This is a genomic window from Runella sp. R0.1_18, assembly GCF_057652155.1.
The window spans coordinates 325,765-338,325 of sequence record NZ_JBYFCK010000007.1; the positions used below are offsets into that span (position 1 = coordinate 325,765).

The following is a 12,561-nucleotide window of genomic DNA, read 5'->3' on the forward strand; positions in this document are numbered from 1 at the left end:
ACTTGGAAAGTCTGATGTTAAACTTCTAATCTCAGCAGCTCACTGTACGGATTACCTTCCAGACCCAAGGCCAGGGCAAAGGCGGGTTCGGTTTTGTAGCCTTGTCTTTTTAAAGCAATAATCTGCTGCCGAAATTCTTCCCCATACTTTGCGAGTAATTTGTCTTCAATCAACATGTGGCAGTAGGCGTTTTGAGTTTTGGTGGGAATATTTTGCCCAAATACCTCAATTGCAAACCCATCGACGATAAAATGAGCAACGACAGCTTGGTGAGCGGTATTTTCCCAAAAGGTAAAATTGGGATAATGGCCAAACAACGAATGAAGCGCCGTCGCAAATTCACTTTTGTCGAACCACTGACAAATGACGTCGAGGTCGCTGCTTTCGATGTCGATGTTGATAGGAATCGTACCGACCAACACAGGCGAAAATGGCTCAAGCTGAGCCAAAATTCGGTGGTTGGTCAGTACATCGTACGCGCGTTGTTGTCGTGCATTTCCCGTTTTTAAATAGTCTATGCTGTCAAATTTCATTCAAATGAGGCATTTTATCTTGACGGTATTCGCGGTACAACCGCACAATATCTTCCTGCGTATCGCCAATAAACGGCCCGTGGCTAACGATGGGAGCTTGGTGAGGTTGCCCTGCGTACAGTGCAAAACGAGCACCTTGGTCGGTACTTTGAAAAAGGATTTCGCTCTCCGTGTCGTTCAATGAATCCAGCCATCCGACTTGGCCTTTTTCTAGCTGGCGACCGCCAGCGGTTATACTTCCCTCAAGAACGTAAACAAATCCGTTGTAGTGTGCTGGAATCGGTTGGGTTAGTTCCGAGGTGGCGTTGAGTTGAAAATCGACCAAGGTAAAAGGCGTGTGGTTGCGCAAGGGCGAGGTGAGGCCATGGCTACTGCCACTATATACCCGAATCGTACCTTGCTCGTTTTGGAGCGTAGGTACGTTTTCGAGCGTTAATTTTTGCCAAGAAGGTTCTATCCAACGTTTTTCGGGTGGTAAAACCAACCACAACTGCAAAATCCGCAGCGTGGTTTGTGCCGTAATCTCTTCTGTATGAACGATGCCCCGTCCCGCAGTCATAAGTTCGAGACTTCCTTTTTGCCACTCTTGATCATTCCCATCAATCACAAAAGTGACGGTTTCAAAACCTGCGTGTGGGTGCGGGCCTCCTACGGGCGGCCCACCAGGTAAGTTGAGCTGGTCGTCCATGAGTAGGAAGAAGGGGTCGGTTTGGGGAAAATGCTGCCCGTCAATGAGTGCGGCAGCAGCGTGCCCTTTTCCTAAAAAACCTTGGTGGAATTTGGGGGTGAATGCAAATTTAATGGTACGTTGGTTCATAGCTGTTGTTGATTGAAATACTTAATGTGTTGGTAAATTAGGCGAAAATACGCGTTGGAGCAAATCGGGGAAGCGCACGGCAATTGTAATCCAGAGAACGACTTGCACACCGACGGCCATTCCGATAGGTTGCTGGTGTTGGAGGTGTGTTGCGATGGCGCCACCCATGTAGGCGATGAGAAAGAAAGCGCCGATGATGGCCGTTCGTGGAACGAGAAACAATACCAACGACATAATTTCCACAAATCCGATGAGACGGTACGTATGGGCATCAATGCCAATGGCGCTTGCTTGGGCGATGGCGGCCTCGTTTTGGGTAATTTTTAAGAAAGCACTAAAAGCAAATAATAGCCCTAAAACAGCGGTTAACGCCCAGCCCGTAATTTTAATTGATTTGGATGACATGGTTTTAACATTTTTGATTTCGGGGCAAAGTTCTCTTAAAATGCTATACATTTGTAACCTGTTACAAAAAGGATACCGATTACAAAATGGATACCATACACACAAAAGAAGCCTGTCAAAAGTCGATTTTGGCCATTCGAGATACGTTGGATGTCGTAGGAGGAAAGTGGAAACTCATTCTGCTGACCATTCTAATGACGGGGCCGCGGAGGTTTAGGGAGTTGTCGAGGGAAGCGGGGATTTCGCCGAGAATATTGTCGAAGGAATTGCAGGAACTAGAGATGAACGAGTTGGTGAACCGTACTGTCCAAAACACAAAACCTATCACAGTGGAGTATTCGCTTACGCCTTATAGCGAAAGCCTAAATGAAGTATTGAGTTCGATGCAGCATTGGGGCGTCGAACATCGGAGGAAGATGATTCGCTAAAAAGCCAAGGGGTGCTTTTTACAATTTAGTGACAATGTTGGTAGCCGATTCGTAGTCCGAATCGAGTACCAACAGTTTAATGTTGCCTCTTGGACGACAAAAAGTGGAACTTGAGCCCATGCCCATATTGGGATCTTTTAGAATGGCTTTGATTTTGACGCTTTCCAAAAGTTTTTTGGCCATTTGGCATTGTATCCAAGTTCCGCTGTAGATTTCGATGAGTTCCATTGCCTTTCGATAGATGAACCTTACGAAAGTACTAAAGGGGTATATGTCGAATAACTACTTTTTATCCCTATTCAGTAATTTCAATAAGATTGTTTTCTGGATCTAAAATCACGCTTTCATAATAACCATCTCCAGTCATTCTTGGTTCTCCAACTACCTGAAATTCATTTTTTTGTAGCTTTGTAGTTAACTTGTCCACTTGCTCTTTACTTCCGACCGAAATAGCCAAATGTATGATTCCTAATCGTTGATTTTCAACTGTTTGGGATATATTGTTTATTTCAGGTTTGTGCATTAATTCGAGGCGTGCTCCTTGTTCGAAAGACAAAAAATATGATTGAAAGTTTTTGGTTGGATTGTGGTATTTGGTGCTAGAAATGGCACCAAAATAAGTTTCGTAAAAAGCCCTCATTTGTTCGAGGTTTTGTACCCAAATGGCAATATGTTCGATTTTCATAGTGTTTGTTTTTTTTTGCAATATTTTGCAAATTTGCTTATAATTGCAAAATAATTAAAGTTTTCTACCAAAATATCTCGTACAAGTATGAATTTCCGCGACGACGCCATCGACTTAGATTTGAAAAAAGCACGATTTGCCCTCAAAGCCATTTTTTTGGTGTGCGGTATTGGGATTTCGAGTTGGGCGCCGATGGTTCCTTATACCAAAGACCGACTTGGCCTCGACGACGGCAGGATGGGTGTTTTGCTGTTGTTTTTGGGCGCAGGGGCAATTATCCTCATGCCGATTTCGGGTTGGCTGATTTCCAAAATAGGCTCCCTAAAGACGATGATTGCTTCTGCCATCGTGATGTCGGTGGCGTTGCCGCTACTGTTGCTTATGGATTCTTCGGTGGCCATGGCGGCCATGCTTTTCGTGTTTGGCGCAGGTCTTGGTAGCATCGACGTCGCCATGAATGCACACGGGGTTCAGATTCAGAATTTATCGGAAAAACCAATCATGTCGTCCATCCACGGCTTTTTTAGCGTTGGGGGGCTGGTAGGGCCGCTGGCCATTGGTTTATTGATAAAGTTGGGTATAACGCCGTTGATGGCGGCCATTTCTGTATCAGGATTAATGATGTTGATTGTGCTTACGCAGTTTCGTTTTTTGATGGATGCCGCTACCGAAGTGAAAGTAAACCGTCGATTTGCGCCTGAAAAAAGCGAAGAAAGTTCGGGAGGTGCATCGTGGCTCAATGCCCAAGTGCTTTTCTTGGGAGCAATGTGTTTTGCGGTGTTTTTGGCCGAAGGAGCCATGCTCGACTGGAGCGCCATTTTTCTCCGCGACAACCGAGGGGTAGAGGAGGCATTGTCGGGGGTGGGCTACGCGGCATTTTCGGTTGCCATGGCGGTCATGCGTTTGGTGGGCGACAAAGTAGTTTCAAAACTTGATACCAAAACGGTGGTGTCGGGAGGGGCGTTTGTAGGTGTTGTAGGTTTTGCCCTCATTGTCGGAACTCCTTGGCTTATTGGTGCTTTTGTAGGCTTTGTTTTGGTAGGAATCGGCGCGGCAAATATCGTCCCTGTGTTTTTCAGCGAAGGAGGGCGACTCAAAAATGTACCAAGTTCGGTTGCTCTTGCGGCCATTACGAGCATGGGTTACGCTGGTCAATTGGCAGGCCCAGCCATTCTAGGGTTCATCGCCCAACAAACTTCCTTGTCGATAGCATTCGGCTTTACGGGCTTTTTGCTGCTGCTAGTAGGCGTAGCGTATGGCAGGAAGTAGCCGTGCCGTGTGGAGGGTTGCTCACAACCCGATTTTTCCTGTGCTGAGGGTTGCTCACAACCCGATTTTTCGTGCCAAGGGTTGCGAGCAACCCTTGGCACTACTTTACCATAAAAAACCTCAAAAAAATGTTAAAAGAGGAGCGTTTTGACCATATTTTGAAAGTCATAAAAGCGACCAATAAAGCTTCGTTTGAAGCGTTAGCGCTGAGTTTGAACGTCTCAGAAGATACCGTCCGTCGGGATATTGAAGTACTTGCAAAGAGTGGATTGCTAGTGAAAGTAAGAGGCGGAGCCATTAGCCCCTCAGCGAGTCCGCTTTCGTTTCAAGACCGCGCGGATATGTTTCCCGACGCTAAAAAAGTAATTGCGCTCAAAGCCCAACAACAGCTTTTGGGTGCCAAAACCGTGTTTATAGACGGAGGTACGACCATGCTGGCGTTTGTTTCAAGTATTCCGATTGAAGCCAGTTTTCGCTTGATAACCAATAACATAGCGTTACTTCCGCTGTTGTCGGCGCACCATGGGCTAGAGGTGATTGTGTTGGGGGGAAATTATAACCGAAGTACGCAAACCAACGTGGGGGTTCAAACTTGCCTCGAAGCCCAAAAGTACCAAGCCGATGTGTATTTTATGGGAGCGTGTTCGATAGACAGTCAAATCGGAATCACCGCCTCTATCCAAGACGAGGGAGAAGTAAAGAAAATCCTGATGGCATCAGCCCGCAAGACGATTGTGTTGAGCAACAAAGAAAAGCTCGAAACCGTCGATTTTTTTAAGGTATGTGAACTTTCCACCATCGACACGCTTATCACTGATTTACCGAGCAACGACCCTGTGCTCGATAACTACCGAAAATTTGATATTGAGATTTTGTAATCAGCAAGCTGCTTACGTTTGTTGGTTTTGTATGGTTTGTAATAACGTATCAAGCTGGCTGAAACGCGTTTCCCAAATCTCCCTAAACTGTTCAAGCCATTTGTCGATTTCTTTCATTCGTTCTAGCTCAAGCGTATAGTAAATCTCGCGTCCTTTGTGTTCTTGCTTCACCAGTTCGCACTCAGTCAGGATGCGTAAATGCTTTGAAACTGCCTGACGTGTAGTGTCAAAATGTTCGGCAATCGAATTGGGAGTCATCGACTGCAACGCAATCAACGCAATAATCGCCCGTCTGGTAGGGTCAGCAATGGCCTGAAACACGTCTCTTCTCATAATCGTTATTTTTGTGAAACTAACTGGTTGCAAATATGTGGGCAACTTTTTGGCTTCGCAAACTCTTGTTGTAAATTTTTTTGGTTTTCTTGTTTAAGGGTTTCAGTTACTGTACCCGAAGGTTTCTATTTTATCTATCTTTTATCCGTGTGAACCCGTTAAATCAGTGCAATCAGTGTTCTATTATCGACGATTTTAGCACACTGATGACACTGATTCGACACGATTTTTATGGATATAAGAATAATCGAGTACAGTTGTTTACAGTTTATTCGTTTTAATTAATGATTTTACCTTTGTTGTTGTCCAATTTTTCACGAAAGGTTTGAATCGCCTGCGGCGTTTGTTTGCCCCATTTGGTTACTTCTCCCACAATTTTTAAAGGTGCTTGTGAGCGATAAGAACGAGTTAGATTGCCTGGAAATTTTTTATCAGTGAGGTTCGGGTCATGCTCAAAACTACCCGTAGGCTCAATGATATAGACGCGTTCGGGGCCATCGCCTTTGGCCAATGCTGCCGCAAGACCTGCACCACTGACCAGCGCCGTGAAATAAATATGATTCATTACCAGTTCAGATTGGTAGTTTGAAACCCCACCTGCGACCAACATATCACCCAGTTGTAAATCAGCTTTTGTACCATGGTAAAAAGGGCCTCTGTCGGAAGGAGCTGTTCCGTATAAAGCACTTAGCTCGTGATTTTTTTTGGCGTTTTCCACATCTCCCAAGTCGTCATAGTACGCAGCAATTTGAGAATACAAAGTGGGGAGTGCGCTTTTAGTGGCTTCATTATCGGCCTTTAAGGCATGTTCTAACGCAATGGTTAGCCAGTGTAGGTGGTCGGAAACGGTAGGTTGATGTCGAGCTACGTAATAGGCAGCAAGAAACTTTTCAAACTCATTGGCGGCTTCTTCCCACCCTTGTCGAAATAGTTTGTTGGCTTCTTCGGGGCTGCCCTTGGCCTCCATTTCCATTCCTTGAAGGCAGCGTTTAACAATGTTGTTGAAAGGTGAAAATTCCATTTTATGATTTTTGGGAAGGGTTAGTTTTTCTTAAAAAGCTGCTCACCAAACATCTCGGTTTTGAAGAGGCCGATGGTGTAATCAAGCAGTTTTTTGTCGCCGTATTTTCCGTGTCCAGGCACTACCACTTGCAGGTTGGGGTACTGACTTTTGATTCTTTCGACGGTATTCGACCACTCAGCCACGTTGGCGTCGCCCAAATAGCCTTTGCTAGCTCCCATTTCTTTGAGCAAACACCCTCCAAATAGGATATTTTCTTTGGGAAAATACCCAACGACGTTGTCTCTGGTATGGCCTTCTCCGAACGATTTGGCGACAATCGTTTCGTTGCCCACTTTCAAAACTAGGGAGTCACGGAAGCTATTTTGGGGGACAACATACTTGTTCTTTTGGGCAAACTCGATGGTCCTGAAATAAGCGTAGGAAGGAATGGCGTTATCGTGAAAAGCCTGTAGCCCACCCAAACAATCGTCGTGGAAGTGCGTTGGAATGATGGCTTTGATGCTGCACTGAAGCGTTTCTTTGACCCACTTGATTAGTAATTCGGCGCTTTTATCGTTGGTGGGCGTGTCAAAAATAATCGTTTCGTTTCCATCGCGGACAAGGAGGCCATTGCAAGGAACGTACCCAAAATCAGTGGTTTGTTTGAAGGACGTATGTTCAAAAGAGTTAGTGGCAATCTGGGTGACGACGAGCTCTTTAGATTTGTAAACTACTTTGGCTTTGAAATGAGTGCGTTTTTGAGCGTTGACGTAAAAAAATGAGCAGGCAAAGAGCAAAAATAACAATGGCTTGAATAGGCTTTTCATTGGTGCTGTGTTCAGTTTGTGTGGTTTATAGTTTTTATGCCTAGTTCATCAGGCTCAACGTATTTTAAAAATTTCTACTAAGGACACTGTAAGCTAAGTTTCTTTAACTATTACCCGCTGATTGACGCAGATTAATGACAATATAAAGTCCTTTTTCAGCGAAAATCAGCCTTTATAATTCTGCGGCTTTCTGCGGGTAAAAAATAAAGCTATTTACTTAACACTGTACTAAGATTGAGTTCCTCTGGAGCAATAAATAGTAACTTTTTATTGGATGCTTTTTTGCCCTGTTACTTCATTTCTATATTTGGTCTAAAGTCCTCTTTGTTAGTGAAATACTCAAACCCCAAAACGAGTAGCATGGAGCAAATTAAGGTTACTTTCTGCATAATTGCTAATAAACCCCAATCGCCAAATCCGTAAAGAAACAAGGTATAATAAAAGATACCCATGCAAAGCAGGCAGCCGATTTTGAAGAAATGCAGTTTTGTTTTCAGGGTAAAAACGGTTATGTAAAACAGCCCCAGCAAAGATGATGTGCTAGAGAGGATTGTCATGATGTCGTGCAACGGGGTGGCAATGAGAAAGTTGAAGAGGATATCACTAAAGCCTACTAATGTTAGAACCAAAGAGGCGTGCTTGTTGGACATCTTTTTGGCCATATTGATAAAAAATAGGCCATAGCCTAAAGAATTGAAAGCCATGCCAATGGTCGCCCAAATTCTCGACGGGTTTTTAAGGCCGTTGATGGCTTTGGGTTGAAACAAATTGCTGATGAAATTTTGAGTCCAGTCAAATCCGACTGAGTTTTTGTTGTGCAGAGACCCACCAGGATAAAGATAAGCACCCATGCAAATGAAGCCTACCGAGAGGACAAGGCACAGCAAAACCAAGTGTTTCTTCATGCGATCATTTTTTTGTTTCGAATGCCTCAAGCCTGTTCAAAATTTGAAGAATAAGGTCATTTTGATTTTCCAAATGTTTCAGAATCGCCTCAATTTCACTTTCTGCTTTTTTATTGATGGAAAAATCTTGTTCCGCCCTAAGTTCAGAATGCTTCGACTGCAAGTTTTGCCCCACCATAATGAGGGGCATAAGAAAAATTTGAACCATGTTAGAAATAAACAACCATAAAACAAAAGCTGGGTACGGGTCGAATCGTAAGGGGCTGGGAGCGAGGGTGTTCCAGCCAAGCCACAGGGCTGTCCAGCAGAAGATTATGAGGAAAAAACCCATACTGCCGACATGGTCAGTGATCCACAAAGCAGCTTTGTCGAGGGTAGAAAGTTTTTCTTTATGCCTAGCATTGACGTTGTAAATAGGGCGGTAGTTGTTCTTGATTTCCTTAACGGATTGAATATCTTGATGTTTCATGCGCAAATCATGGTAAGTGTCGGACTACATTTTTGAAGCGTTTCGGGCGCTGTTTTCGCTTACTCTGAATTTTATAATCCTTTCCATTAGTTGGTAGGGCATGGGTTGGTCAAGCGGAAATTGCACCGAACCTTTTCCTTGTTTATATTTTGAAAGTTCGGCTTGAAATTCGTCGTGTCCCGATGGTGTTGCATAAAATCCGATATGGTTTTTAAATGCCGCAAAATAAACCAGTGGTTTTTTGTGTGTCTTGTAAGCAGGCATTCCGTACGCAAACGATTCCTCTGCTTCGGGTGCATTGTCCTTTATCAACTTTCTGATGTTTCTCAAGATTTCCTGCACATGGTCAGGAAACTGCTGAATGTATGTTTCGATTTCGTTCATCTTATGTATGATTGTTTGCTGGGTTGTACCGTCGAAGTGAGAAAGCTATATCAAAACAACTACAAAAGCAAAAAAGCAGGTCAAAACCTGCTTTCAGAGTAACTTTTCATCCACCTATTTTTAGTACGACATTCCCCTTTTTTCGTCCTTCGTCAACATACCTATGTGCTTCTACTATTTCACTCATTTTAAAAGTCTTGTCAATTGTTGCCTTAAATGCTCCTTTTTCAAATAGCTCTTTTAATAGCTCCAATTGTTGTATTGTTTCTGAAGCATATTCATTTACACTTTTATAAATTCCGTTTTCGTTCAAGAGTGCGGCACATTTTTTTCGACTGAATGCCCCAACTGCATCAAAAATTATATCAAACTTTTCGGCTCGATGAGTAAAGTCTTCTTTGTCGTATAAAATGATGCTGGTAACGCCTAGTTCGTCAACAAGTTTTTGCCCGTTGGAACTGCAAACGGCTGTTATGTCAGCATGATAATGTTTTGCTATCTGGATGGCTGCTGTTCCTACCGAACCTGTTGCACCGATAATCAATATTTTTTTGCTTGGCTTTTCGGCAATTTTTGCTTTTTCTAAAAAATAAATGGCTGTATGTCCACCAAAAATGATGGCTGCGGCTTCTTCGTAGGTGGCATTTTTAGGCATTTTAAGCACATGGCTATGCTGATTAACGGCTATATATTCTGCATGAGTCCCAAATTTAAACCCTGTCATCCCGAATACTTTATCACCAACTTTAAATTTAGAAACATTGTCTCCAACCGTTTCAACAATGCCCGAAAAAGTAGTTCCTAAAATAGGCTGTCTTGGTTTTGAAACACCAAGAACCAGTCGCATGATGACCTTCATAAATCCCTTTACATGAAGGCTTCTCACCCTAGCATCACCAGAGTTGACCGTAGTAGCGACTATTTTGACAAGAATTTGACTGCTTTTAGGTATTGGTTTTGCAACTTCCTCAAGTTGCAAAACCTCAGCAGGGCCATATTGGGGGCAGATTATAGCTTTCATTGGTACTTTTAACGTTAAAAATTAAAACCAAAATCAAACCCAGGTTGAATAAAGTAGTTATTCCATTTTTGTTCTACTGCCTTAAAAGATGCTGGAACATTGGTTCGTATTGGCCAATAGCTAATTCCGATAGCTGGTTCAAAAAAGAAGCGGTTTTTAAAAAACTTAAACTGGTAGCCCAAATAAGAATCCACATATAACGTGTATCCATTTCCAATTTTTTTCCCATTCTTATCCATATATTTTTCAAAAGCATTTAATGCTTGAACAGATACATAAGCTCCTTTCCACCAAAACCGCTGATAGCCTATGGTAGGTGCCAGTATGCGAGCATGTCCAGGGTAGTTTTCTCCTGGGGCATCAAATGATGATGAATTAAAAGGGATACCTATTGGCCAGGAATAAATGGAGCGTTTAAATCTAAAGGAAATAATATCTTTGGGTGTTATTCTATACCCAACATTCAATTGAATATACTCAGGGTTATTTGTTTTATCAAAATTGCCCAATAGCCACAAAGTACTGCCAACCCACCATTTTTTATAAGTGCTGTCTTTTTTTACATCTTGTGCACTCATCGGTAAACTGATTGCCAACACGAAGGTAAGTCCAATCCATAAAATCTTCTTTTGCATATCTGTTTTCATTAATGTTAAACGATGCTGCAAAGGTAGATTGGGGAAACGGCTGACCTCGTTCACTTAAGTTAAGAAAGGAATCCTAGCTTTTGCTTTTCTCTACAATTCTTCCCCTTAACCTGTTCAAAGATTGGGGTTTGATGCCTAAATAGCGCATTAATTGATGCTGTGGCAGATGTTGGTTATTACCTGTTATTTTTATCGCTCATCCTTCAACGCTTGAAATATTTTACCAAGAATAAAATAGGCTCTTGTATGGGGATACCAATTTCCGTATGCACCAGAGGTCATAGCAATGACCATGTTTTTTTCAGGAACAACCACTAAATGATTTCCACCGTTTCCTGATGCCCATAGGTAGCTTATTTCGCTGTTGCCAAATTTTCTTTTTGTTCTGTACCAAAGCATCCCATATCCGTCAGCCAAAGGATTGTAATCGCCTATTGCAGGGGAATTTTCGCCCAATAACCTATTCATATAATCGGTATCGGTTAACTGTTTATCTCCCCATTTTCCTTTGTTTGCAACCAATAGACCCAATTTTGCAAAGTCCAGTGTAGAAATATAAAGATTACCAGCAGCACCAGTTTGATTAGCAGCATTTGTGTACCAGTAAAACTCTTTGATTCCTAAAGGGTTAAAAACTTTTTGTTTGGCATAGTCTTTTAGGCTCATCCCAGATTTTTCTTCAATGATAGCTCCAATCAAAACGGCATTGATATCTGCATAGACCCATTTTTTTCCTGGCTCGCTTGATAGCGGAACGCTCAACAGGTAGCTTAACCATTCGTCCTTTGCAATCCATTTTCCCTCGCTGCCCATTGTTTTAGGATTGTCGGAGTCGGCATCTAAACCAGAAGCCATATTCAAAAGATGAATCAGTTTAACTTTTTTATAATCATCGTGAATAGAAGGGTATTTTTTCTTTGGAAAGAAAGAGTACACATCTTGCTCTAAATTTTTCACCAAACCATCTTTGATGGCTACCCCCAATAGCAAAGCTGTAATACTTTTACCCGCAGACCGAATATCGTGTATGTGATTACGCCAAAATGTATTGTAGTAATTTTCCAATACAATTTTATTGTCCTTAATCACAATCAGTCCTCGGTAATCTCTTTGCTTAAATTTGGCAATGGTATCAGTAAGTGCAGCAATTGAATCTTTGTTGAAACCAGCCTCCTCTGGACGAACAGCAGGAATATTTGGAATAGCTTTCATTTGTGCATATGTTGAGTACGATAGGAACAAAAGAAAGAATATCAATACTGTTTGCTTCATGCCTCGAAATGAGCTTAATATCAACATTTTGAATTTTAGTTTAAAATAGCAGGTAATGGTTCAGATGTTGCCCAAGGCGAGGACTTAAAATCATCAATGTTCAGCTCCAATTTCGTAAAAACCTTGTTGAAAAAAAGGCTGTTCGTCCGAGTATTGTTCAATTGCTAAAGCTTTCGGGACTTCATGGCTTGGGCTACGGCACCACGAATGCTTAGTTATTGGTGGCAGTTTTTGTTAGTCTGCTTTTAAATACTTCGACAATTTAATCGCCTTTTCTGGGCAAACCTGTACACAAAGCCCACACGAATGACATTGGTCGGGATTGATAACATAAGCCTTTTGTTTGAAGAAAAAGGTTTTGAGTTTTCCTTTGAAATTCAGTTTTGCTTTATCTTCTGCGGTTATTGGTCGCATTTCAAAAACATTGTAAGGACAAACAACAACGCAGTCTTCTTTGCCACCACAGTTATTAAAATTTACAATAGGATACACCTTTCCTAACTCGTCTTTACAATGGTCTTTTGGTTCTTTTTTTGCCATATTCTATACAGATTTTAAACAAATCAAATTTCCCGTAGGGTCTTTCAACCAAAAGCTATCATTTTCTTTTTGTAACTGTTTAGGTACGCTATTTGCATAGATGAGATTATGGAAGAGTTGATTAAAGAAATATCGGACTTGAAGG

General features: G+C 42.2%; 18 protein-coding genes. 3 read left to right on the top strand and 15 right to left on the bottom strand.

The window, feature by feature from the left end; translation table 11 throughout:
* Window positions 1-17: 17 nt before the first annotated feature.
* The 3 genes from AC23P2_RS15315 to AC23P2_RS15325 are packed head-to-tail and all read right to left on the bottom strand — an operon-like array spanning window position 18 to window position 1,755.
* Window positions 18-533, bottom strand: a complete 516-nt coding sequence (locus tag AC23P2_RS15315) for a DUF4269 domain-containing protein (RefSeq protein ID WP_487774018.1) — start codon at window positions 531-533, stop codon at window positions 18-20.
* Window positions 523-1,350, bottom strand: coding sequence for a pirin family protein (locus tag AC23P2_RS15320; RefSeq protein ID WP_487774019.1), 828 nt, complete (start codon window positions 1,348-1,350; stop codon window positions 523-525). Before AC23P2_RS15320 ends, AC23P2_RS15315 begins: the two co-directional genes overlap by 11 nt.
* Before the next feature lie 21 nt (window positions 1,351-1,371).
* On the bottom strand, window positions 1,372-1,755 hold the full coding sequence (locus tag AC23P2_RS15325; protein WP_487774020.1) for a DoxX family protein: 384 nt from the start codon (window positions 1,753-1,755) through the stop codon (window positions 1,372-1,374).
* Between the two features lie 86 nt (window positions 1,756-1,841).
* Here AC23P2_RS15325 and AC23P2_RS15330 point away from each other — a divergent pair, with 86 nt between their 5' ends.
* The gene (locus tag AC23P2_RS15330) at window positions 1,842-2,183 is read left to right on the top strand and encodes a winged helix-turn-helix transcriptional regulator (protein WP_028525304.1); all 342 of its coding nucleotides are present in this window, start codon (window positions 1,842-1,844) and stop codon (window positions 2,181-2,183) included.
* Between the two features lie 18 nt (window positions 2,184-2,201).
* On the opposite strand, the gene AC23P2_RS15335 is transcribed toward AC23P2_RS15330, so the two are convergent.
* Together AC23P2_RS15335 and AC23P2_RS15340 are read right to left on the bottom strand one after the other, a co-directional pair.
* Complete coding sequence (locus tag AC23P2_RS15335) at window positions 2,202-2,411, bottom strand: putative signal transducing protein (protein WP_487774021.1); 210 nt, start codon at window positions 2,409-2,411, stop codon at window positions 2,202-2,204.
* A gap of 67 nt (window positions 2,412-2,478) precedes the next feature.
* Window positions 2,479-2,868, bottom strand: coding sequence for a VOC family protein (locus tag AC23P2_RS15340; protein WP_487774022.1), 390 nt, complete (start codon window positions 2,866-2,868; stop codon window positions 2,479-2,481).
* Between the two features lie 87 nt (window positions 2,869-2,955).
* Here AC23P2_RS15340 and AC23P2_RS15345 point away from each other — a divergent pair, with 87 nt between their 5' ends.
* Window positions 2,956-4,137, top strand: a complete 1,182-nt coding sequence (locus tag AC23P2_RS15345; protein WP_487774023.1) for an MFS transporter — start codon at window positions 2,956-2,958, stop codon at window positions 4,135-4,137.
* A gap of 128 nt (window positions 4,138-4,265) precedes the next feature.
* The gene (locus AC23P2_RS15350; protein WP_487774024.1) at window positions 4,266-5,015 is read left to right on the top strand and encodes a DeoR/GlpR family DNA-binding transcription regulator; all 750 of its coding nucleotides are present in this window, start codon (window positions 4,266-4,268) and stop codon (window positions 5,013-5,015) included.
* 12 nt (window positions 5,016-5,027) lie between these two features.
* On the opposite strand, the gene AC23P2_RS15355 is transcribed toward AC23P2_RS15350, so the two are convergent.
* The 10 genes from AC23P2_RS15355 to AC23P2_RS15400 form a co-directional block, all read right to left on the bottom strand.
* On the bottom strand, window positions 5,028-5,348 hold the full coding sequence (locus AC23P2_RS15355) for an ArsR/SmtB family transcription factor (protein WP_183973548.1): 321 nt from the start codon (window positions 5,346-5,348) through the stop codon (window positions 5,028-5,030).
* Between the two features lie 277 nt (window positions 5,349-5,625).
* Entirely contained in the window at window positions 5,626-6,066 is a 441-nt protein-coding gene (arr, locus tag AC23P2_RS15360) for an NAD(+)--rifampin ADP-ribosyltransferase (protein WP_487774036.1), read from the bottom strand.
* Between the two features lie 323 nt (window positions 6,067-6,389).
* On the bottom strand, window positions 6,390-7,178 hold the full coding sequence (gene bla / locus AC23P2_RS15365; protein WP_487774025.1) for a subclass B1 metallo-beta-lactamase: 789 nt from the start codon (window positions 7,176-7,178) through the stop codon (window positions 6,390-6,392).
* 290 nt (window positions 7,179-7,468) lie between these two features.
* Window positions 7,469-7,945 carry a hypothetical protein gene (locus AC23P2_RS15370; RefSeq protein ID WP_487774026.1) on the bottom strand — a complete coding sequence of 159 codons (477 nt, stop codon included), beginning with the start codon at window positions 7,943-7,945 and terminating at the stop codon, window positions 7,469-7,471.
* A 142-nt stretch (window positions 7,946-8,087) separates the two neighbouring features.
* Window positions 8,088-8,552 carry a DUF1003 domain-containing protein gene (locus tag AC23P2_RS15375; protein WP_487774027.1) on the bottom strand — a complete coding sequence of 155 codons (465 nt, stop codon included), beginning with the start codon at window positions 8,550-8,552 and terminating at the stop codon, window positions 8,088-8,090.
* A gap of 24 nt (window positions 8,553-8,576) precedes the next feature.
* On the bottom strand, window positions 8,577-8,936 hold the full coding sequence (locus AC23P2_RS15380; RefSeq protein WP_487774028.1) for an iron chaperone: 360 nt from the start codon (window positions 8,934-8,936) through the stop codon (window positions 8,577-8,579).
* Window positions 8,937-9,042: 106 nt separating this feature from the next.
* On the bottom strand, window positions 9,043-9,957 hold the full coding sequence (locus tag AC23P2_RS15385; RefSeq protein ID WP_487774029.1) for an NAD(P)-dependent alcohol dehydrogenase: 915 nt from the start codon (window positions 9,955-9,957) through the stop codon (window positions 9,043-9,045).
* A gap of 14 nt (window positions 9,958-9,971) precedes the next feature.
* Window positions 9,972-10,592, bottom strand: coding sequence for a hypothetical protein (locus tag AC23P2_RS15390; protein ID WP_487774030.1), 621 nt, complete (start codon window positions 10,590-10,592; stop codon window positions 9,972-9,974).
* Between the two features lie 201 nt (window positions 10,593-10,793).
* On the bottom strand, window positions 10,794-11,816 hold the full coding sequence (locus AC23P2_RS15395; protein ID WP_487774031.1) for a serine hydrolase domain-containing protein: 1,023 nt from the start codon (window positions 11,814-11,816) through the stop codon (window positions 10,794-10,796).
* Between the two features lie 294 nt (window positions 11,817-12,110).
* Entirely contained in the window at window positions 12,111-12,416 is a 306-nt protein-coding gene (locus AC23P2_RS15400) for a 4Fe-4S dicluster domain-containing protein (protein WP_487774032.1), read from the bottom strand.
* Between the last annotated feature and the right edge of the window lie 145 nt (window positions 12,417-12,561).

What these genes read in the sequence shown, in the direction of transcription:
- AC23P2_RS15315 (WP_487774018.1), bottom strand. Translation starts at nt 533, where the DNA reads ATGAAATTTGACAGCATAGACTATTTAAAAACGGGAAATGCACGACAA.
- AC23P2_RS15320 (WP_487774019.1), bottom strand. Translation starts at nt 1,350, where the DNA reads ATGAACCAACGTACCATTAAATTTGCATTCACCCCCAAATTCCACCAA.
- AC23P2_RS15325 (WP_487774020.1), bottom strand. Translation starts at nt 1,755, where the DNA reads ATGTCATCCAAATCAATTAAAATTACGGGCTGGGCGTTAACCGCTGTT.
- AC23P2_RS15330 (WP_028525304.1), top strand. Translation starts at nt 1,842, where the DNA reads ATGGATACCATACACACAAAAGAAGCCTGTCAAAAGTCGATTTTGGCC.
- AC23P2_RS15335 (WP_487774021.1), bottom strand. Translation starts at nt 2,411, where the DNA reads ATGGAACTCATCGAAATCTACAGCGGAACTTGGATACAATGCCAAATG.
- AC23P2_RS15340 (WP_487774022.1), bottom strand. Translation starts at nt 2,868, where the DNA reads ATGAAAATCGAACATATTGCCATTTGGGTACAAAACCTCGAACAAATG.
- AC23P2_RS15345 (WP_487774023.1), top strand. Translation starts at nt 2,956, where the DNA reads ATGAATTTCCGCGACGACGCCATCGACTTAGATTTGAAAAAAGCACGA.
- AC23P2_RS15350 (WP_487774024.1), top strand. Translation starts at nt 4,266, where the DNA reads ATGTTAAAAGAGGAGCGTTTTGACCATATTTTGAAAGTCATAAAAGCG.
- AC23P2_RS15355 (WP_183973548.1), bottom strand. Translation starts at nt 5,348, where the DNA reads ATGAGAAGAGACGTGTTTCAGGCCATTGCTGACCCTACCAGACGGGCG.
- bla (WP_487774025.1), bottom strand. Translation starts at nt 7,178, where the DNA reads ATGAAAAGCCTATTCAAGCCATTGTTATTTTTGCTCTTTGCCTGCTCA.
- AC23P2_RS15375 (WP_487774027.1), bottom strand. Translation starts at nt 8,552, where the DNA reads ATGAAACATCAAGATATTCAATCCGTTAAGGAAATCAAGAACAACTAC.
- AC23P2_RS15380 (WP_487774028.1), bottom strand. Translation starts at nt 8,936, where the DNA reads ATGAACGAAATCGAAACATACATTCAGCAGTTTCCTGACCATGTGCAG.
- AC23P2_RS15385 (WP_487774029.1), bottom strand. Translation starts at nt 9,957, where the DNA reads ATGAAAGCTATAATCTGCCCCCAATATGGCCCTGCTGAGGTTTTGCAA.
- AC23P2_RS15390 (WP_487774030.1), bottom strand. Translation starts at nt 10,592, where the DNA reads ATGCAAAAGAAGATTTTATGGATTGGACTTACCTTCGTGTTGGCAATC.
- AC23P2_RS15395 (WP_487774031.1), bottom strand. Translation starts at nt 11,816, where the DNA reads ATGAAAGCTATTCCAAATATTCCTGCTGTTCGTCCAGAGGAGGCTGGT.
- AC23P2_RS15400 (WP_487774032.1), bottom strand. Translation starts at nt 12,416, where the DNA reads ATGGCAAAAAAAGAACCAAAAGACCATTGTAAAGACGAGTTAGGAAAG.